Origin of the sequence: Streptomyces mexicanus (assembly GCF_902506575.1) — a bacterium.
GTDB classification, from domain to species: domain Bacteria; phylum Actinomycetota; class Actinomycetes; order Streptomycetales; family Streptomycetaceae; genus Streptomyces; species Streptomyces mexicanus.
In genome coordinates this window covers 2,387,492-2,406,140 of record NZ_LR732544.1, presented here as the reverse complement: position 1 = coordinate 2,406,140, position 18,649 = coordinate 2,387,492, and the positions used below count along the sequence as shown (strand labels likewise).

Below are 18,649 nucleotides of genomic sequence, written 5' to 3'. Positions count from 1 at the left end.
TTTCGGCACCGTGTACGAGCTGAGAGCATAGGTGGCGGACCAGTCGGCAAGGGAGGGGACCACATGTCCGAGGGAGGGGCACCGGTGCCGCACGCGCCCACATCGGCCGCCGCACCCGAGACGCGAGCGCACACCGGTCCGCCGTCCCCCGGGGTCCGTCGCACCGGTCTGCTCGTCACCCTGATCCTCGGCGGCCTGACCGCCACGCCCCCGCTGGCGATGGACATGTACCTCCCGTCGCTGCCGGAGGTCACCCGCTCCCTGCACGCCCCCGCCGCCACCGTCCAGCTCACCCTGACCGCCTGCCTGCTCGGCATGGCGCTCGGGCAGCTGGTCGTCGGCCCGATGAGCGACCGGTGGGGCAGGCGCCGCCCGCTGCTGGCGGGGCTCGCGGTCTACGTCCTCGCCACCGCCCTGTGCGCGTGCGCGCCCGACGTCGAGACGCTGGTCGTCTTCCGGCTCGCGCAGGGCCTCGCGGGCGCGGCGGGCATCGTCATCGCGCGGGCCGTCGTCCGCGACCTGTACGACGGCGTGGCGATGGCCCGGTTCTTCTCCACACTGATGCTGATCTCCGGAGTCGCGCCCGTGGTGGCGCCGCTGATCGGCGGTCAGATCCTGCGGGTGACCGACTGGCGCGGGGTGTTCGTCCTGCTCACCGTGGTGGGCGTGCTGCTCGGCGCGGTCGTGTGGGCGAGGCTGCCGGAGACCCTGCCGCCGGACGGGAGGCACGAGGGCGGCGTCGGACAGGCGCTGGGTTCGATGCGCGCCCTGCTGGCCGACCGCGCCTTCACCGGCTACCTGATCGCGGGCGGCTTCGCCTTCGCGGCGCTGTTCGCCTACATCTCCGCCTCGCCGTTCGTCGTCCAGGAGATCTACGGCGCCTCCCCGCAGACGTTCAGCCTGCTGTTCGGGCTCAACTCCGTCGGCCTGGTCGTCGTCGGGCAGATCAACGGCAAGGTGCTGGTCGGCCGGGTCCGCCTGGAGCGGGTGCTGGCCGTCGGCCTCGTCGTGGTCATCCTGGCCGCCACCGCCCTGCTGCTGATGGCGGCCGGGGTGTTCGGCGAGGTGGGGCTCGCGCCGGTGGCCGCCGCGCTGTTCGTGCTGATGTCCGCGATGGGCATCACCATGCCCAACACCCAGGCGCTCGCCCTGATGCGCACCAAGCAGCACGCCGGTTCGGCCTCCGCGCTGCTCGGCACCTCCTCCTTCCTCGTCGGGGCGGTCGCCTCCCCGCTGGTGGGCATCGCCGGGGAGGACACCGCCGTCCCCATGGCCGTCGTCCAACTGGCGGCGGCCCTGGTGGCGCTGGCCTGTTTCGCGGGCATGTGCCGACCGTGGACGGACGCGACCGCGGGCACCCGCACAGCAGGCGGGGGAGCGGGAAGGGAACAGCACGGGGGGACCGCCCCGCGCCCGCGCGGGGGGGCGGCCGGCGGGGGCGGGGGGGGGGGGGGGGCGGGGGGGGGGGGGGGGGCGGGGGGCGGGGGGGGGGGGGGGGGGGGGGGGGGCGGGGGGCGGGGGCGGGCGCCGGGGTGCCCGCCGGCCGCGGCGGGGGGGGCGGGGGGGCGGCGGTGGGCGGGGGGCGGGCCCCGGGGGGGAGGGCGTGCACCCCGCCGCACTGCGCGGGCTGGTGCGCGAGGTGCACGCCCTCACCGCCGGGGAACGCCCCTGGGCGGCCGGCGCCGTCGTGATCGCCGGACGCGGCCCGGTGATCGCCGTCGCCGAGGCGGCGGGCTTCGCCGTCCGGTACGCGGCCTACGACCCCGACACCGGCCGCGGCGTCGAACTCCCGCCCGGGCGGCGGGAGCCGATGACCCTCGACACGCCCTTCGACCTCGCCTCCCTCACCAAGCTGTTCACGGCGGTCGCCGCCATGCAGCAGATCGAGCGGGGCACGCTCGGCATCGACGCGCGGGTGGGGGCGTACCTGCCGGAGGTCGAGGCCGTCGCCGCGCACGGCGTCACGGTGCGGCACCTGCTCACCCACACCTCCGGGCTGCGGCCCGAACTGCCGCTGTACGACCTGCCCGACCGGGCCGCGCGGCTGGCGCGGCTGCGGGCGGAGCCCCCCGCGGGGGCGCCCGGCACGTACACGTACTCCGACCTGAACATGCTCCTGCTCCAGCAGGTCCTTCAGCGGATCACCGGCCGGCCGCTGGACGTGCTGATCCGGGACGGGATCACCCGCCCGCTGGGGATGCGGTCCACCGGTTTCGGGCCGTGCCCCGGCGCGGCGGCCACCGAGGACCAGCGGCGGCCGTGGGCCAAGGCGGACCGGGGGATGCTGCGGGGCGGGGGGCACGACGAGAACGCCTGGGCGCTGGGCGGCATCGCCGGGCACGCGGGACTGTTCGCCACGGCCGGGGACCTGGCGGTGCTGTGCCGGGCGCTGCTGGCGGGCGGGGCGTACGGGCCCGCCCGCATCCTGGGGCCCGACTTCGTGGACCTGCTGCTGGCCCCGCCGGGGCTGGGCTTCCTGGTGGACCAGCCGTGGTTCATGGGGGAGCTGGCGGGCCGGGGAGCGGCCGGGCACACCGGGTTCACGGGGACGTCACTGGTGATCGACCCGGTGACGGACACGTTCGTGGTGCTGCTGGCCAACGCGGTGCATCCGCGGCGCAGGGCGGTGCCGGACAGCCGGCCGCGGGCGGCCGTGGCGACGTGGCTGGCGCGCGCCGCCCGGCAGTGGGCCGGACGGGGCGCGGCGGAGGGGTGAGCCGGGCCGGGACCCCAGGGGCGCGCAAGGGGCGCGTGCCCGGGTAGGTGCGCGCCGTCGGTGAGGCGGGCCGTCGCGTCCGCGTCCCGCAGCCGCGCGTCGGTACGGCCCGCCCCCCCGGGCCGGGCCTGGGCTGTGCGCCGTGGCTGTGCCGGGGCTGTGCAGTCGTTTCCGGCTGAGAGAATTGTTCGGTGAGTGAGCTTGTTGTGCCGGCCGAAGCCCTGCGTGCCGCGCTGTCCGGGTTGCTCGACGGGCTGCCGCCGCGGCAGGCGGCGGGCGCCGTGGAGCGGCTGATCGCCAGCTACCGGGGGGACCCCCCGACCGACGCGCCGATCCTGCGGGACCGGGCGGACGTGGCCGCCTACGCGGCGTACCGGATGCCCGCCACGTTCGAGGCGGTGCGCTCCGCGCTCGCGGCGTTCGCCGACGCCGCGCCCGGGTGGGTGCCGGGCGGCCATGTCGACGTCGGCGGCGGCACCGGGGCCGCGACCTGGGCCGTCGCCGCCACCTGGGACGGGGAGCGGCCGGTGACCGTGCTCGACTGGGCGGAGCCCGCGCTCGCCCTCGGGCGGGAGATCGCCGCGGCCCCCCCGGCCCTGCGCGACGCCCGCTGGCAACGGGCCCGGATCGGGGCCGCGCTGCGTCTGGACGCCGCCGACCTCGTCACCGTCTCCTACGTGCCCGGCGAGCTGACCGCCGCCGCCCGCACGGCCGTCGTCGACGCGGCGGCCGCCGCCGCCCGGGCCGTCGTGGTCGTCGAGCCGGGCACGCCCGACGGCTACGCCCGCGTCATCGAGGCGCGCGGCCGGCTGATCGCGGCCGGGGTCCAGGTCGCCGCGCCCTGCCCCCACAGCGCCGCCTGCCCGATCGCGCCCGGCACCGACTGGCGCCACTTCTCCGCCCGGGTCAGCCGGTCCTCCCTGCACCGCCAGGTCAAGGGCGGCTCGCTGGCCTACGAGGACGAGAAGTTCAGCTACGTCGCCGCCGTCCGCTTCCCGGCGACGCCCGCGCCCGCCCGGGTCGTACGGCGGCCGCAGATCCGCAAGGGGCAGGTGCTGCTCGACCTGTGCGAGCCGGACGAGCAGCTGCGCCGCCGCACCGTCACCAAACGCCACGGCACGCTGTACAAGGCGGCCCGGGACGCCGACTGGGGCGACGCCTGGCCGCCGGACCGGGACGAGGTCTAGGTCTGGTCCAGGGCCTCCCGCCCGCCCCTAGCCGCGCAGCTCCAGTGAGCAGCACTTCACGCTGCCGCCGCCCTTGTGCAGCTCGCCCAGGTCCACGCCGACCGGTTCGAAACCGCGCTCGCGCAGCGGACCGTACAGCCCGGCCGCCGTCTGCGGCAGCACCACGTGCAGGCCGTCGGAGACGGCGTTCAGGCCGAAGGCGACCGCGTCCTGTTCGCCGACGGTCAGCGCGTCGGGGAACAGCCGCCGCAGCACCTCCCGGCTGCCGGCGGAGAAGGCCGGCGGGTAGTACGCGACCTCGTCGGCCGCGTCGTCCAGGACGGCCAGCGCCAGGCCGAGGTGGTGGAAGCGGGGATCGACCAGCTGCAGACCGATCACCGGGCGGCCGAAGAACTCCTGGGCCTCGCCGTGCGCGAGCGGATTGGTGCGAAAGCCGTGCCCGGCCAGCAGCCAGGAGGCGGTGACCTGGAGGTCGCTCTCGCCCTCGTTGATGTGCACGGGCACGTGCAGGTGCGCGAAGCCGGGGGCGGCGAGCCACTCCAGGTGGAGCTCGGCCTCCGGCTCGCGCCGCGGGTGGGCGAAGCGGGCGCCGAACACCCGGCCGTCGGCCACCGTCGCGCCGTTCGCCGTGAACACCATGTCGGGCAGCGTCGGGTCGGGCGGCAGCAGCTCGACGGTGTGGCCGAGGGACCGGTACACCCCGCACAGCGCCTCCCACTGGGCCAGCGCCAGCGCCGCGTCGGCCGGTTTGTCCTGGTCCGTCCACGGGTCGGTGGAGCCGGCGAGGTCGAAGTGTGCGGGTGGGCACATCAGGTAGCGCCGGGGTGTGGCGCGGCGGGCTGGGGCCAAGGCGGGCTCCTCGGGTACCGCAGGGCTGCTTCGTGCCCGCCGGGGCGGGCCCATGGGCTGCTTCGAGCCCATGGTGCGCCCGGGCCGCCCGCCGCGCGCGGGCCGGGCCGGGCCGCTTCGCCCGCCCGGGTGGTTTCCGGGCCGCCCGCGGCTCCCGACGGGCGGTCGCACGGTTCCGTACGGCGGCCTGCCGGTGCCCCCGTCCGCGGCGAGACGTGCCGTCTCATCCCCCTGCTACCGTCGGCCGCATGGTCAAGAAGTCCACCCCCGACGCCACCCGCCGCAGTGAGAGGTCCCGGCGCGCGATCTACGACGCGGCCCTCGCGCTCGTCGCCGAGGTCGGCTACCCGCGGACCACGATCGAGGGCATAGCCGCCCGGGCCGGCGTGGGCAAGCAGACGATCTACCGGTGGTGGCCGTCGAAGGCGGAGGTGCTGCTGGAGGCGTTCCTCGACCTCGGTGAGCAGGCGGCCCGGCAGGCCGGACACCAGCCGCACGAGATCCCCGACACCGGTGACGTCGCCGCCGACCTCAAGGCCGTGCTGCGCGCCACCGTCGACGAACTGCTCGACCCGCGGTTCGACGCGCCGTCGCGGGCGCTGGCCGCCGAGGGCCTGGTCGACGAGCGGCTCGGCCGCGAGTTCGTGGCCAGGCTGCTCGAACCGCAGTTGCAGCTGTACGTGCGCCGGCTGCGCGCCGCCCAGCGGGCCGGGCAGGTCCGCCCCGACGTCGATCCGCGCATCGCCCTGGAGCTGTTCGTCTCCCCGCTCGCCCAGCGCTGGTTGCAGCACACCGGGCCCATTTCCCACGCGTACACCGACACCCTCGTCGACTACGCGCTGTACGGCCTCGCCCCGCGCTGACGCGCCGGTCCGGGCGTGCCGAGCGCCCCCCGTGCACCGGACCGCCCCCACCCCCGGATGCGGGCCGCGGTCACCGCGGGCGCAGGATGGTGGGACCATGGAGCATGCTGTCCACACCAGCGAGGCGAGGGGATAGATGAGCGCGGAGTTCGGCGGCCGCACCGGCCTGCAGGGCAAACTCTCCCAGTGGCTGCGCGGACGCCGGCCCAAGCAGGCCGCCCCCGACGGCGGTCGCGAGGCCCTGCTGCTCGCCGTCGCCGCCGCGGGACTGCCGCTCGCGCCCGCCGCGCACCCGGGGTCCGGCTACGGCTGTTCCTGCGACCGCGTGGGCTGTCCCACGCCCGCCCGGCACCCGGTGTCCTTCGCCTGGCAGACGCAGTCCACCACCGACCGCGCCCAGATCGAACGCTGGGCCCGGCACCAGCCGCAGGCCAACTTCATCACGGCCACCGGCATGGTCCACGATGTGCTGGACGTCCCCCTGCTGGCGGGCCGGGAGGCCCTGGAGCGGCTGCTCGCCGACGGCGTCGAGGTCGGCCCGGTCGCCGAGAGCGACGACGGCCGCATGCTGTTCTTCACCCTCACCCGCGGCACCCCCGAGGACGAGGACGAGTGGTGGCCCTGCGAGCTGGACTGCCACCCGGAGACCATGGACGAGCACCCGGGGCTGCGCTGGCACTGCCGCGGCTCCTACGTCCTCGTCCCCCCGGCCCGGCTGCCCGGCGACGACGGCCGGGCCGTGCGCTGGGTGCGCGGCCCGGAGCACGCGCTGCCCGACCCGCTCAGCCTGCTGGAGGCCCTCACCGACGCGTGCGCCCGCCACGTCGGCGAGGAACCCGGCCAGGTGGGCGCCTGGCCCCTGCGCCACTGACGCCGGCCGGCGCGCGGCGCGGCCTCAGCCGCCCTGCGCCGACGTCATGCCCTGCACCCGGCCGATCATCGTGACCGCCTTCTTCGCGGCGCCCCTCGCGGGGTCGAGGGCCACCTGATTCGAGACGAACTCCATGGTCAGCGACTGCTTGATCTCACCCTTGGTGAGCGCCTGCACGTCCTTGTTCGGCACGGGCACAGAGGTGCGCTGCGCGGCCGTCTGCTTCTGGTAGTGGTGCGTGGTGAAGAACACCAGCGCGCCGCCGTCGGCCGTGCGCAGCGCCAGCGGGGCGTAGGCGCCCTCGGTCAGCGGCTGGTCGATGTACTGCGTGGCCAGGCCCGGTTTGACCGCGTTCTTGGCGCGTTGCGTGCGCCAGGCGGAGGTGTAGGGGCCGGCGGCGAACGTGTCGCCGCCCTTGCCGAGGTAGGTCGCGTAGTCCTGGCTCAGGTCGCCCGGCTCCACGGCCAGCGACGCCGAGTCCGCGGGCACCGCCTCGGCCCAGCCGTCCTTGTCCTTCGCGAACTTCGGCACGGCACCGGGGGCGACCAGCGTCAGATACGCCACCTGCCACTTCTCGGTGAGGTCGTTGCGGGTGAACACCAGCAGCCAGCGCGCGTCGCCGCCCTTGTTGCCCTTGGCGTCGGCGACGAACCAGCGCGGCCAGCCCGCCTTCTTCGGGATCGTGAAGGTGGCGTCGGTGAACCTCAGCGGGGTGTGGGCGCTGTTGCCGCCCGGGTGGTTGGTGTGCCCGGCCTTCAGCCGCGCCGCGTCGATCGCGCCGAGGGCGCCGGTGACGTAGTCCGCGTCCAGGGAACTGTCGTACGCCTGGTCGGCTTTGTTGTACGCGTCCGTGAACTGCTCCAGCGCCTTCGCGGCGTCCGCCTGCGTGGTGGCCGGGAGCAGCACCCGCTCCCCGTGCACCACCACGCACCCGCTCGCCGTGGCGGCCAGCGCCGTCGCCGACGCCGCCGTCAGGACCGTCCGTTCAAGCCTGCGAAGCCTGCGAGGGCCGCGAACCCTGCTCATCAGCTACCGTCACCTTCCCCTTCCCGGAGGCGAACCCTACCGGGGCGAAGAACAGCGCGAGCGTCGGGATCAGGTACAGCAGCCACACCGTGACCTGCAGGACCGTCGGGTCGGGCTGGAAGTTCAGCACGCCCTTGAGCAGCGTGCCGTACCAGCTGTCCGGCGGGATGGTGGAGCTGATGTCGAACGCCAGGTGGGTCAGGCCCGGGATCCAGTCGGCCTCCTGCAGGTCGTGGAAGCCGTAGGCGAGCACGCCCGCCGCGACCACGACCAGCATCGCGCCGGTCCAGGTGAAGAACTTCGACAGGTTGATCTTCAGCGCGCCCCGGTAGAACAGCCAGCCCAGCAGGACCGCCGTGGCCAGGCCGAGCGCCACGCCGACCAGCGGGCGCGGGGTGCCGTCGGAGGCAGCGTGCACGGACGCCCACACGAACAGCGCGGTCTCCAGGCCCTCACGGCCCACCGCGAGGAACGCGGTGACCACCAGCGCGCCCGTGCCCATCGCCAGCGCCTGGTCCAGCTTGCCGTGCAGCTCGGACTTCAGGTGCCGGGCGGTGCGCCGCATCCAGAACACCATCCACGTCACCAGGCCCACCGCGACGACGGACAGCGAGCCGCCGAGCGCCTCCTGCGCCTGGAACGTCAGCTCCTGCGAGCCGAACTCCAGCACGCAGCCGAAGCCCATGGCGATGACGATCGCGATGCCGATGCCGGTCCAGATGGGCTTCAGGGCGTCCCTGCGGCCGGTCTTGACCAGGTAGGCGATCAGGATGCACACGACGAGGCTGGCCTCCAGCCCCTCGCGCAGACCGATCAGATAGTTGGAGAACACGAAAGCCTACGCCTCCTCGGACAGCAGGGTGCGCCCCCACCAGTCGTTCGCGTCGCGGACGCCGGGCGGGATCGCGAAGACCGCCGAACCCACGTGCTGGATGTACTCGTTGAGCGCGTCGTGCGCCGACAGCTTGCGCTGCAGCGGGATGAACCCGGTGCGCGGGTCGCGCTGGTAGGCCAGGAAGAACAGGCCCGCGTCCAGACGGCCGAGGCCGTCGGTGCCGTCGGTGAAGGAGTAGCCCCGGCGCAGGATCGTGATCCCGCCGTTGGAGTCGGGGTGCGCGAGCCGCACGTGCGCGGTCGGCTTCATCGCCTTCAGGAACGGCTCGTCGTGCTCCTTGGCCTTGCCGACCGGCGCGCCTTCCTTCTTGTCGCGGCCGAAGACGTCCTCCTGCTCCTGCAGCGAGGTGCGGTCCCAGGTCTCGATGTTCATGCGGATGCGCCGGGCCACGAGGTACGAACCGCCCGTCATCCAGGCGTCCTTGGCGCCGCCGTCGCGCGCGCCGACCCAGACGTGCCGGTCCAGCCGGTCGGTCTCGGTGCCCGCGATGTTGCGGGTGCCGTCCTTGAACCCGAAGAGGTTGCGCGGGGTCTGGGAGCCGGGCGTCGTCGAGGAGGTCTTGCCGAAGCCGAGCTGGGACCAGCGGACGGCGACCTTGCCGAAGCCGATGCGGGCCAGGTTGCGGATGGCGTGCACGGCGACCTGCGGGTCGTCCGCGCAGGCCTGGACGCACAGGTCGCCGCCGGTGCGGGCGGCGTCGAGGTTGTCGCCGGGGAACTTCGGCAGGTCCACCAGGGCGGCCGGCCGCCGCTCGCGCAGGCCGAACTTCTCGAACAGCGACGGCCCGAAGCCGATGGTCAGCGTCAGCCGCGCCGGCGGCAGGCCGAGGGCCTCACCGGTGTCGTCGGGCGGGGCCTCGGCCAGTCCGCCGTAGGCGCCGTCCCCGACCGTCTTCCCGGCGGTCATGCGGCGCGCGGCGGCCGTCCAGTCCTTCAGCAGTTGCACGAACTCGGCGCGGTCGTCGGTCTTCACGTCGAACGCGGCGAAGTGCAGCCGGTCCTGCACGGGGGTGGCGATGCCCGCCTGGTGGACGCCGTGGAACTCCACCGCGCCCGCCTCGTTCCCGGAGTCCTGCGACTCGCCGCCCGTGGCCATCGCGACCGCGCCGCCGGCCGCGACGGCGCCGAGCGCGAGCCCGGCCCCGCCCCAGCCGATCAGGGCGCGGCGGGAGGGCCGCGCCGTCGCGCGCGTCTCGTCCGTCCTCTGGTCCGTCGTCTCGCTCATCGGATCCGTCCCTGCCTGCCTGTTCCTCTGCCGGCCTGCTGCCTACTTCACGACGGCGGCGGCGAGCCGGGACAGCGGCTCGGCGAGCGCGTTCACCGCGTCCGACAGCTCCTTGCGCCGGTCCTGGCCGACCTTGTCGTAGGAGACGAAGTCGTACGAGGTCTTGTCCGCGGGGTCGGTGCGGTACGTGTCGAGCAGCGTGTCCAGCGCGGTGAACTGCTTGTCCAGCTCCTTGGTCAGCGCCGGGTCGTTCTTCGCCGCGACCGGCTTCAGCAGCTCGTACGCCTTCTGCGCGCCCTCGACGTTGCCCTTGAAGTCCACCAGGTCGGTGTGGGAGTAGCGGTCCTCCTCACCGGTGACCTTGCCGGTGGCGACCTCGTCGAGGAGTTCCTTGGCGCCGTTGGCCATGGAGGTCGGGGTGATCTCGGCGGTGCCGACCCGCTTCTGCCAGTCCTTCAGGTCGGTCACCAGCTGGTCGGCGAGGGCCTTCTCCTCGGCGCCGATCTTCTTGTCCTGCCACAGGGCCTTCTCCAGCCGGTGCCAGCCGGTCCACTTCTGCCCCTGCTCCAGGCCGTCGGCGCGGACGTCGACCTTCGGGTCGATGTCGCCGAAGGACTCGGCGACCGGCTCGGTGCGCTCCCAGCCCAGGCGCGAGGGGGCGTACGCCTTCCTGGCGGCGTCGAGGTCCCCGGCCTTGACGGCCTGCACGAAGGTCTCCACGCGCGGCAGCGTCTCGTCGGCCTGGTCCTGCGCGTACTGGCGGTAGGCGGCGACGGCCTTGTCCAGCCGCGGGTCCCGCGCGGCGCTCGCGCCGGAGCCGGTGACGGTCAGCTTCTGCCGCACGCCGTGCCCCTTCATCCCGGGGCGGCAGGCGATCTCGTACGAACCCGCCTTCACCTCGGCGGTCAGCGTGTACTTGGTGCCCGGGCCGATGTTCTCCTTCTCCGAGACGATCCGGTCGTCCGGGAAGAGGATCTCGACCTCCGTCGCCTTCGACCCCTTGTTCTCTATCTTCAGCGTGACCTGGCCGGCCGGGACGGAGCCGGCGGAGGTCTCGCAGCTGGAGTCGGCCGCGGTCACCCGGATCGCGTCGCCGTCCGCGGCGTCGCTCTTGGCGGTGCAGGCCGTCACGGAGGTCAGAGCGGCCGCCGTGACGGCGGCGGCGACGGAGAGTCGGACGGCTCGCATACAGGCTCCAGAACAGGGGTCTGATTCGGTTTGGTGAGGCTGCCCTAACTTACAACACGCTTAACCCGCCCATACCCCGGCGGACAGTGATTCACCTCTCACCGGCGAGCGACCGCTCGCCCGCGCCCACGGCCCGTGCGCCCCGTGCTGCTTCAATGCCCCGGTGACCGACTACGACGTGCTGCGCGTCTTCTGCGGACCGCGCGGCGGCTACGGCAACGAACTCGGCGTCGTCCGCGACGGCTCCCGCATCCCCGCCCGCGCCGACCGGCAGGCCCTCGCCGCCCGACTGGGCTTCAGCGAGACCGTGTTCGTCGACGACCCCGAGCGCGGCGTCATCGACATCTACACCCCCACCCTGCGCCTGCCCTTCGCCGGCCACCCCTGCGTCGGCACGGCCTGGCTCCTGGACGTCCCCGAACTCGTCACGCCCGCGGGCACGGTGGGGTGGAGGTGGGGGGACGGGTGTCCCTGGAGGGCCAGGAACGCTGAGCGGCGGGACGCCTGACGCGCACGGCCCCGCACGCCCCGCGGCCGGGACACACCCGACCCCGCACGCGCGGTCGGCACGTACCGGGTCCGGCCGCGGTCAGCAGTACGGCGGCTGGTTCGTCAGGGAGGCCGCCACCCGCATCCACACGCCGAACTGCCGGTACAGGCTCGGCAGAGCACCCTCTGCGCGGACGGTGCGGCTGTCGGTGGAGGTGACGCCGGGAAGTCCGAGGAGCGTGGTGGCCACCGACGCGGACTGCCAGCGGACGGTGAGCGTGGACGGACCCGGGCCCGGACCGGGATCGGGCACGCGGGGCGCCGTCGGCGCGGACAGGCCGGCGGCGACCGCCTCCTCGATCGCCGCGCGTGCCTCCTCCGCCGGACGCAGCTCCGCCGCGAAACGGTCCCGCGCGTACTTCACGGCGACGGTCCGCACGGAGGCGTCCCACTCGGCCGCCTCGGCGCAGGCGCAGTCGTCGCCGGTCACGACGACGACGGGGACGCCGACGGCGGCGGCCGTGGCGTGGGCCAGCCCGATCTCGCCCACGGGCCGGCCGTCCAGCCACATGTCCTCGATCTCGTGCCCCATGAAACTGTGGCTCAGCACGCCGGGCGCGCCGGCCCGGGAGTGGTAGCCGACGCAGATCATCGCGTCGTGCTCGGGGACCAGACCCTCCAGCATGCCCATCTGCTTGGGCCTGCCGCGGATGAGACGGGCCGCCGGGTGCACCGCCTCGGGCAGCAGGTTGCGCATCGGGCCGTGCGCGTCGTTGACGGTGATCTCGACGGCGCCGGCCGCGAGGGCGCCGCGCACGGCCGCGTTGACGTCCTCCGCCATCAGCCGCCGTCCCCGCTCGTAGTCGCGGCCGTGCGGCTGGACGTCCTCGGCGTCGACGAGCCCGGTGACGCCTTCCATGTCCGCGCTGATGTAGACCCGCACCGCGTCCCCCCTCGTGTTCCCCGTGTCTCCTGCCGCTACGGCAGCGTCAGGATGTCCGCGCCCGTCTCCGTCACCACCAGGGTGTGCTCGAACTGGGCGGTGCGCTTGCGGTCCTTGGTGACGACCGTCCAGCCGTCGTCCCAGACGTCGTACTCGATGGTGCCCAGGGTCAGCATCGGCTCGATGGTGAAGGTCATGCCGGGGCGCATCACCGTGGTGGCGTGCGGGCTGTCGTAGTGGGGGACGATCAGGCCCGAGTGGAAGGAGGAGTTGATGCCGTGGCCGGTGAAGTCGCGGACCACGCCGTAGCCGAAGCGCTTGGCGTAGGACTCGATGACCCGGCCGATGACGTTGATCTGCCGGCCCGGCTTGACCGCCTTGATCGCGCGGTTCAGGGCCTCCCGGGTGCGCTCGACCAGCAGGCGGCTCTCCTCGTCCACGTCGCCGACGAGGTAGGTGGCGTTGTTGTCGCCGTGCACGCCGCCGATGTACGCCGTCACGTCGAGGTTGACGATGTCGCCGTCGCGCAGCACCGTGGAGTCCGGGATGCCGTGGCAGATCACCTCGTTGATCGAGGTGCACAGCGACTTGGGGAAGCCGCGGTAGCCGAGCGTGGAGGGGTAGGCGCCGTGGTCGCACATGTACTCGTGCGCCACCCGGTCCAGCTCGTCCGTGGTCACGCCCGGCGCGATGTGCTTGGCCGTCTCCTCCATCGCCTGCGCGGCGATCCGCCCGGCGAGCCGCATCGCCTCCACGGTCTCCGGCGTCTGCACCTCCGGCCCCGTGTACGGCGTGGGAGCGGGCTTGCCGACGTACTCCGGGCGGCGGATGTTGCCGGGCACGGAACGGGTGGGGGACAGCTCCCCGGGGACGAGCAGCGACTGGCCAGACATGGCAGCGAGTCTATCCAGCGAGGATGGGGGAAGATGCCCCTGGCGAGAGGAGCTGGTCATGCCCCTGTTCAAGAAGCGGACCGCGGGAAAGCCGGGCGAGTGGTTCTACTGCCTTCAGCACCAGAAGGTCGAGGAGGGACCGGAGTGTCCCGCCAAGGACCGGTTCGGCCCGTACGCCTCCCGTGCGGAAGCGCAGCATGCGATGGACACCGCGCGCGAGCGCAACCTCCAGTGGGAGACCGATCCGCGCTGGCACGACGCGCCCACCGGCGACACTCGCGACACCGACGAGGACTGAGCAGCGGGTCACCGCTCAGACGGCGGGCCGCGGTGCGGTGACCCGCTGCTCACGCAGCCGCACTGCGTGTTCGTTCGTCCGTACGTCGTAGGCCATCAGGCCCGGCAGGCACACGGCGAGCACCGCGACCGCGCCGGCGCACAGCAGCCCGCCCGACCACACCGACGCCCGCACCCCCCACCGGGCGGCGACCCCGCCCGAGCGGACCTGGCCCACCTGCGGGCCCACCGAGTACGACAGCAGCTCAATGCCGGCGAGCCGGCCGCGCAGCGCGTCGGGGATGGTCTGGTTCCACATCGCGCCCCGGAAGATCCCGCTGACCATGTCGCAGCCGCCGGCCACGGTGAGGAACAGCAGCACCAGCCACACGTTGCCCACGACACCGGCTCCCGCCACCGCCAGCCCCCACAGCAGCGCCGCCAGCACCACCATCCGCCCGTGCCGGTGCACCCGTGAGGCCCAGCCGCTGGTCAGGCTCACCAGCAGCGACCCGAGCGGCAGGGCCGCGTACATCAACCCCAGCGACCACCGTGCGTCCAGTTCGTCCGCGAGGAACGGCAGCACGGCCAGCGGCATCGCCAGGCACATGGCGGCCAGGTCCACCACGTACGTCCCCAGCAGCTCCTTGCGGCCCCACGCGTACCGGGCGCCCTCCGCGATCGCCCGCAGCGACGGCTTCGCGGCCTCGTGGGAGGCCGGCTGGGCGGCGATGCCGGCCATGAGGGCGACGGAGACGACGAAGGTCGCCAGGTCCGCGGCGTAGGCGGGGGCGAGTCCCGCGTACGCCACGATCCCGCCGGCCACCGCCGGGCCCGCCACGCCGCCCACGTCCCAGCGCAGTGAGTTCAGCGCGGTCGCCGCCGGCAGGTGATCGTGGGCCACCAGCCGCGGCCACAGCGAGTCCAGCGCGGGCCGCTGTACGGCGGTCAGCGCGGAGGACAGGGCCGCGACCACGTACAGCGGCCACACCGCCGGGTGCGGCAGCACCGCGTTCACCAGCAGGGCCGCGCTGAGCACTCCCTGGCCGGCCTCGGCCCACACGATCAGCCGCCGCTTGTCGAACGCGTCGGCCAGCGCCCCGCCGTACAGCCCGCACACGATCAGCGGGACCAGCTCCACCGCGCCGATCGCCCCCACCGCGGCGGCCGACCCGGTCAGCTCCTTCATCTGCACCGGCAGCGCGACGAAAGTGAGGAAGCTGCCGAACGTCGAGATCAGGCCCGACACCCACAACCGCCGGAAGTCGCGGGAGGCCCGCCAGGGGGCGAGGTCGGGCAGCAGGGCGCGCAGGCCGGACGGCGTCGTGGTGGGGGCCGGGCCAGGGGCAGGCCGGGCGCCCGGCCCGTCCGGGCCCCCTCCGGCGGGCCGCCGGGCGCCGGGGCCAGGGGCAGGCGGGGCGTCGGTCATGTCGGGACATCGTCGGGCGGGCGGCAGGGCGCGGCAACCGATTTACCGTGCGCCTTGACGTGTGCGTCCTGCGCGCGTCCTGCGGTACCGGCGCCTGCGCGCCGTGCGGTGACGTGCCCCGCGCACGCCTCTGCGCACGGGGGCACCCGAGCCCCGGAGCACCGGCACGCGCGCTCTCGCGGCACCGCGCCCTCCGCACCCGGGGCACCGGGCGCGCGGGCGCGAGACCCGTGGCTACCAGCCCGGTGGCGGTGGGGCCGTCAGGGACTCCGCCAGGCGGGAGAGGCGCTCGCGCAGGCGTCCGCGGCGGCGGGGCTGCGGCAGTGGGTTCTCGCCGGCCGCCGCGCTCACCAGGTGCTGCACCGTGTCCAGGTCCAGCTCGGCGTGGTCCGGGACCGTCAGCGTCTCGTGCGCCAGCGCCGCCAGCTCGCCCTCGCCGGACCCCAGCGCCAGCACCGTTGCCCCGGCGCGCCGCGCCTCGTGCACCCGCCCCAGCAGCGGCGCCGGTTCCTCGGGGGCCACCACGAGCAGCGTCTCGCCGCGCCGGGCCGCCTCCAGCCGGCCCAGGCCGACCGCGAGGTGCGCCGGGTCCGAGGGGCGTGCGCCGTGCCGGACCAGGGTCGGGGCCAGCTCCGGGGTGCCCGACCAGGCGGCCTCGTCCACCAGGTGGGCCGCCAGGTGCCACGGCTCGTACGCGGGCGTGCCCACCAGCAGCAGCCCGCCCCCGTGCGACACCACCGAGGAGCGCAGCACGCCCGCGAAGTGCCGGGTGGCCCCCAGCCACTCGGTCCCGGCGAGCACTTCCCGCAGCAACGCGACCCGTACGGCGTCCATGGGCGCGCATCCTTCCCCAAAGCGCCGCCCGCGAAGGCGAGTTCCGTGGGAATTCGCCCGCACCGGGGAGCCGGCCGCCGCCCGGGTGACGCGCCTGACCCGGGCGGGTGGGGGCGCGCGGGCGGACGTAGAGTCGGCGCATGACCTCTAGTGACAGCGCACACAGGGCGCCCGCCAAGGACCCTTGGGACCTGCCCGACGTGACGGGGCTGGTCGTCGGCGTGCTCGGCGGGACCGGCCCGCAGGGCAAGGGGCTGGCCTACCGGCTCGCCCGGGCCGGCCAGAAGGTGATCATCGGTTCCCGGGCCGCCGAACGGGCCCGGGCCGCGGCCGAGGAGGTCGGCCACGGCGTCGAGGGCGCCGACAACGCCGAGACCGCCCGCCGCAGCGACATCGTGATCGTGGCCGTGCCCTGGGAAGGCCACGCCGACCTGCTGCGGTCCCTGCGCGAGCAGCTGGCCGGCAAGCTCGTCGTGGACTGCGTCAACCCGCTCGGCTTCGACAAGAAGGGCGCCTACGCGCTCAAGCCGGAGGAGGGCAGCGCCGCCGAGCAGGCCGCCGCGCTGCTGCCCGAGGCGCGGGTCACCGCCGCCTTCCACCACCTGTCGGCGGTGCTGCTGCAGGACCCGGAGATCGAGCGGATCGACACCGACGTCATGGTCCTCGGCGAGGAGCGCGCCGACGTGGAGACCGTCCAGGCGCTGGCCGGGCGCATCCCCGGCATGCGCGGCATCTACGCCGGCCGGCTGCGTGGCGCCCACCAGGTGGAGTCGCTGGTGGCGAACCTGATCTCGGTGAACCGCCGCTACAAGGCCCACGCCGGGCTCCGCATCACGGACGTGTGAGGCGATGGGGGACACTGGTCGGCGGAGATTCGTGCGGAAGCGGTTCCGCCGACCCGTGTCCCCGTGCCCGACCCTCACCTCCAGGAGCCGACCGACATGCCCCGCCTGGCCCTCTACGCCCTGATCGTCTGCGTGCTGTCCGTGGCCGCGGCCGTCGTCTCGTTCGTCCGGGGCAGCTGGCTGGGCATCGTGTGGATCCTGCTGGCGGGCCTGTCGTCGAACATGGCCTGGTTCTACGTGCGCCGCGCCCGGGTGGCCCGGGGCGGCTCGGTCACCGGCTGACGGCGCAGATCTCGTCGGTGCCCTTCCAGAACTGGTACAGCGCGTGGCCGCAGTCCCGGTCGAAGCCGCCGACCCCCAGCACGCGCAGGACGGCGTCCACCGCGTCGAAGAACACGGTGTTGACGGACGGCACCCACAGCAGCGCGAAGACGAACAGCAGGCCGAACGGCGCGAACGGCTCCACCTGCCGCTTGACCTTGTACGACAGCCAGGGCTCGATGACGCCGTAGCCGTCCAGTCCCGGCACCGGCAGGAAGTTCAGGATCGACGCCGAGACCTCCAGCAGCGCCAGGAAGGCCAGCGCGAAGCGGAAACCGGACGGCACGCCGTCCAGCGCGCCCAGCCAGAACGGGGCCGTGACCACCGCGGCGAACAGCACGTTGGCCAGCGGGCCCGCCGCGGAGACGAGACTGTGCCGCCAGCGGCCCCGGATCCGGCCGTGCTCGATGAACACCGCCCCGCCCGGCAGGCCGATCCCGCCCATGATCACGAAGACCACCGGCAGCACGATGCTCAGCAGCACGTGCGTGTACTTCAGCGGGTTCAGCGTCAGATAACCCTTCGCGCCGACCGTGATGTCGCCGCTGTGCAGCGCGGTGCGGGCGTGCGCGTACTCGTGCAGGCACAGCGAGACGATCCAGGCCGCCGTCACGAACAGGAACACCGCGACGCCCGGCTTCGCGGCGAACCCGGTCCAGGTGGCCCAGCCCGTGACGGCGGCGACGGCCAGGATCCCGACGAAGACCGGACTGACCCGGCGGTCACCGGGGCGGGTGGTGGCGGTGGTCATGGGGCAGGGCTCCTGGACGGTGTCGGGGGACGGGAAGGGCGACCGTACCGGTGTCGCACGGCCAACGTCGTACGGCGGTTCGAGGTTCCTGCCGGGCCCCCGTTCCGCCCGATCGAGGACCGCTGTCCAACCGGTGCGAACGGATGCGCGGAAACCTCCGAGCGGTTCCGCCGCGTCCCCGGACACAATGGACCCCGTGCGCTATCGCATCCTCGGCACCACGCAGGCCCTCCGCCCCGACGGCACGGTCGTCCCGGTCGGCGGGGCACGGCTGCGCGCCCTGCTGACCGTGCTGGCCCGGCGCGCCGGCCGTACGGTTCCCGGGCGCCTGCTGGTCGAGGGGGGGTGGGGCGACGACCCGCCCGCCGACGCCACGGGCGCGCTGCAGGCGCTGGTCGGCCGGCTGCGCCGGGCGCTGGGCGCCGAGGCGATCGCCTCCGCCGAGGGCGGCTACCGGCTGGCCGCCGCGGCCGACGACGTGGACCTGCACCGTTTCGAACGGCTGGCCGGCGAGGGCCTGCGGGCGCTGGCCGACGGCGATCCGGCCAAGGCGGCCGGCGTCCTCGACGACGCCCTGGCCCTGTGGCGCGGGCCCGCGCTGGCCGACCTGCCCGACGCCGGCGCCGAGGCCGCCCGCTGGGAGACCCGCCACCTGGACGTGCGCCGCGCCCGGCTCACCGCCGCCCTCGCCCTCGGCCACGCCGAGCAGGCGCTGCCCGAGCTGGCCGCCCTGTGCGACGCCCACCCGCTGGACGAACCCCTCCAGGCGCTGCGGCTGCGCGCCTTGCACGAGGCGGGCCGCACCGCCCAGGCTCTGGCCGCCTACGAGGACGTACGCCGCCTGCTGGCCGACCGGCTCGGCTCCGACCCGGGCCCGCAGCTGCGGGCCCTGCACGCGCAACTCCTGCGCCCGAACGAGCCGGAACGGGAACGGCGTGCGCCCCAGGCGCCTACGGGCGCCGGTGGAGAGGGGGCCAGGCCCACGGTGCCGGGGTCCGTCGGTGCAGAGGGGGCCGGGTCCACGGTGCCGGGGTCCGTCGGTGCAGAGG

General features: G+C 74.5%; 18 protein-coding genes and 2 pseudogenes. 10 read left to right on the top strand and 10 right to left on the bottom strand.

The window, feature by feature from the left end; translation table 11 throughout:
- Positions 1-63: 63 nt before the first annotated feature.
- The 3 genes and pseudogenes from GV126_RS10760 to GV126_RS10750 form a co-directional block, all read left to right on the top strand.
- Positions 64-1,353 (top strand): annotated as a pseudogene (locus GV126_RS10760) (multidrug effflux MFS transporter); the annotation flags it as partial.
- A 250-nt stretch (positions 1,354-1,603) separates the two neighbouring features.
- On the top strand, positions 1,604-2,716 hold the full coding sequence (locus GV126_RS10755; protein ID WP_236569946.1) for a serine hydrolase domain-containing protein: 1,113 nt from the start codon (positions 1,604-1,606) through the stop codon (positions 2,714-2,716).
- Between the two features lie 191 nt (positions 2,717-2,907).
- Entirely contained in the window at positions 2,908-3,903 is a 996-nt protein-coding gene (locus GV126_RS10750; protein ID WP_159664781.1) for a small ribosomal subunit Rsm22 family protein, read from the top strand.
- A 27-nt stretch (positions 3,904-3,930) separates the two neighbouring features.
- On the opposite strand, the gene ddaH is transcribed toward GV126_RS10750, so the two are convergent.
- A complete protein-coding gene (gene ddaH / locus GV126_RS10745; RefSeq protein WP_236569945.1) occupies positions 3,931-4,752 on the bottom strand; it encodes a dimethylargininase in 822 nt (273 codons plus the stop codon).
- Positions 4,753-5,000: 248 nt separating this feature from the next.
- Here ddaH and GV126_RS10740 point away from each other — a divergent pair, with 248 nt between their 5' ends.
- Positions 5,001-5,615, top strand: coding sequence for a TetR/AcrR family transcriptional regulator (locus tag GV126_RS10740; RefSeq protein ID WP_159664779.1), 615 nt, complete (start codon positions 5,001-5,003; stop codon positions 5,613-5,615).
- 136 nt (positions 5,616-5,751) lie between these two features.
- Positions 5,752-6,486, top strand: coding sequence for a bifunctional DNA primase/polymerase (locus tag GV126_RS10735; RefSeq protein WP_159664777.1), 735 nt, complete (start codon positions 5,752-5,754; stop codon positions 6,484-6,486).
- Between the two features lie 24 nt (positions 6,487-6,510).
- On the opposite strand, the gene GV126_RS10730 is transcribed toward GV126_RS10735, so the two are convergent.
- The 4 genes from GV126_RS10730 to efeO are packed head-to-tail and all read right to left on the bottom strand — an operon-like array spanning position 6,511 to position 10,819.
- A complete protein-coding gene (locus GV126_RS10730; protein WP_159664775.1) occupies positions 6,511-7,512 on the bottom strand; it encodes an SCO2278 family lipoprotein in 1,002 nt (333 codons plus the stop codon).
- The gene (gene efeU, locus GV126_RS10725) at positions 7,472-8,344 is read right to left on the bottom strand and encodes an iron uptake transporter permease EfeU (RefSeq protein WP_159664773.1); all 873 of its coding nucleotides are present in this window, start codon (positions 8,342-8,344) and stop codon (positions 7,472-7,474) included. Before efeU ends, GV126_RS10730 begins: the two co-directional genes overlap by 41 nt.
- A gap of 6 nt (positions 8,345-8,350) precedes the next feature.
- Positions 8,351-9,631, bottom strand: a complete 1,281-nt coding sequence (efeB, locus tag GV126_RS10720; RefSeq protein WP_159664771.1) for an iron uptake transporter deferrochelatase/peroxidase subunit — start codon at positions 9,629-9,631, stop codon at positions 8,351-8,353.
- Between the two features lie 42 nt (positions 9,632-9,673).
- Positions 9,674-10,819 carry an iron uptake system protein EfeO gene (gene efeO / locus GV126_RS10715; protein ID WP_159664769.1) on the bottom strand — a complete coding sequence of 382 codons (1,146 nt, stop codon included), beginning with the start codon at positions 10,817-10,819 and terminating at the stop codon, positions 9,674-9,676.
- 163 nt (positions 10,820-10,982) lie between these two features.
- Between efeO and GV126_RS10710 the strand changes: the two are divergent.
- Positions 10,983-11,294, top strand: a pseudogene (locus GV126_RS10710) (PhzF family phenazine biosynthesis protein); the annotation flags it as partial.
- 114 nt (positions 11,295-11,408) lie between these two features.
- Here the strand turns inward: GV126_RS10710 and GV126_RS10705 are convergent.
- Positions 11,409-12,251, bottom strand: a complete 843-nt coding sequence (locus GV126_RS10705; RefSeq protein ID WP_159664767.1) for a M55 family metallopeptidase — start codon at positions 12,249-12,251, stop codon at positions 11,409-11,411.
- Positions 12,252-12,286: 35 nt separating this feature from the next.
- Positions 12,287-13,144 (bottom strand): type I methionyl aminopeptidase, encoded by an 858-nt coding sequence (gene map, locus GV126_RS10700; protein ID WP_159664765.1) that lies wholly within the window; start codon positions 13,142-13,144, stop codon positions 12,287-12,289.
- 58 nt (positions 13,145-13,202) lie between these two features.
- Between map and GV126_RS10695 the strand changes: the two genes are divergently transcribed.
- Positions 13,203-13,442: a hypothetical protein gene (locus GV126_RS10695; RefSeq protein WP_159664763.1), complete on the top strand. Its 240-nt coding sequence runs from the start codon at positions 13,203-13,205 to the stop codon at positions 13,440-13,442.
- 15 nt (positions 13,443-13,457) lie between these two features.
- On the opposite strand, the gene GV126_RS10690 is transcribed toward GV126_RS10695, so the two are convergent.
- Both GV126_RS10690 and GV126_RS10685 read right to left on the bottom strand, forming a co-directional pair.
- Positions 13,458-14,849, bottom strand: a complete 1,392-nt coding sequence (locus tag GV126_RS10690) for an MFS transporter (RefSeq protein WP_159664761.1) — start codon at positions 14,847-14,849, stop codon at positions 13,458-13,460.
- 234 nt (positions 14,850-15,083) lie between these two features.
- The gene (locus tag GV126_RS10685; protein WP_159664759.1) at positions 15,084-15,683 is read right to left on the bottom strand and encodes a hypothetical protein; all 600 of its coding nucleotides are present in this window, start codon (positions 15,681-15,683) and stop codon (positions 15,084-15,086) included.
- A 140-nt stretch (positions 15,684-15,823) separates the two neighbouring features.
- Between GV126_RS10685 and npdG the strand changes: the two genes are divergently transcribed.
- Together npdG and GV126_RS10675 are read left to right on the top strand one after the other, a co-directional pair.
- Entirely contained in the window at positions 15,824-16,528 is a 705-nt protein-coding gene (gene npdG, locus GV126_RS10680) for an NADPH-dependent F420 reductase (RefSeq protein WP_159664757.1), read from the top strand.
- A gap of 96 nt (positions 16,529-16,624) precedes the next feature.
- Positions 16,625-16,810, top strand: a complete 186-nt coding sequence (locus GV126_RS10675; protein ID WP_159664755.1) for a hypothetical protein — start codon at positions 16,625-16,627, stop codon at positions 16,808-16,810.
- Here the strand turns inward: GV126_RS10675 and GV126_RS10670 are convergent.
- Positions 16,800-17,600: a site-2 protease family protein gene (locus GV126_RS10670; protein ID WP_159664753.1), complete on the bottom strand. Its 801-nt coding sequence runs from the start codon at positions 17,598-17,600 to the stop codon at positions 16,800-16,802. The genes GV126_RS10675 and GV126_RS10670 overlap by 11 nt on opposite strands.
- Positions 17,601-17,787: 187 nt before the next feature.
- Between GV126_RS10670 and GV126_RS10665 the strand changes: the two genes are divergently transcribed.
- Positions 17,788-18,649 (top strand): AfsR/SARP family transcriptional regulator (locus GV126_RS10665; protein WP_201299825.1); only part of this gene is annotated, 862 nt, incomplete at its 3' end.

Excerpts from the sequence above, each read along its gene's own strand:
- map (WP_159664765.1), bottom strand. The coding sequence starts at position 13,144 with ATGTCTGGCCAGTCGCTGCTCGTCCCCGGGGAGCTGTCCCCCACCCGT.
- efeB (WP_159664771.1), bottom strand. The coding sequence starts at position 9,631 with ATGAGCGAGACGACGGACCAGAGGACGGACGAGACGCGCGCGACGGCG.
- GV126_RS10730 (WP_159664775.1), bottom strand. The coding sequence starts at position 7,512 with ATGAGCAGGGTTCGCGGCCCTCGCAGGCTTCGCAGGCTTGAACGGACG.
- GV126_RS10685 (WP_159664759.1), bottom strand. The coding sequence starts at position 15,683 with ATGGACGCCGTACGGGTCGCGTTGCTGCGGGAAGTGCTCGCCGGGACC.
- efeO (WP_159664769.1), bottom strand. The coding sequence starts at position 10,819 with ATGCGAGCCGTCCGACTCTCCGTCGCCGCCGCCGTCACGGCGGCCGCT.
- GV126_RS10740 (WP_159664779.1), top strand. The coding sequence starts at position 5,001 with ATGGTCAAGAAGTCCACCCCCGACGCCACCCGCCGCAGTGAGAGGTCC.
- GV126_RS10690 (WP_159664761.1), bottom strand. The coding sequence starts at position 14,849 with ATGACCGACGCCCCGCCTGCCCCTGGCCCCGGCGCCCGGCGGCCCGCC.
- GV126_RS10675 (WP_159664755.1), top strand. The coding sequence starts at position 16,625 with ATGCCCCGCCTGGCCCTCTACGCCCTGATCGTCTGCGTGCTGTCCGTG.
- npdG (WP_159664757.1), top strand. The coding sequence starts at position 15,824 with ATGACCTCTAGTGACAGCGCACACAGGGCGCCCGCCAAGGACCCTTGG.
- GV126_RS10695 (WP_159664763.1), top strand. The coding sequence starts at position 13,203 with ATGCCCCTGTTCAAGAAGCGGACCGCGGGAAAGCCGGGCGAGTGGTTC.
- GV126_RS10670 (WP_159664753.1), bottom strand. The coding sequence starts at position 17,600 with ATGACCACCGCCACCACCCGCCCCGGTGACCGCCGGGTCAGTCCGGTC.
- GV126_RS10735 (WP_159664777.1), top strand. The coding sequence starts at position 5,752 with ATGAGCGCGGAGTTCGGCGGCCGCACCGGCCTGCAGGGCAAACTCTCC.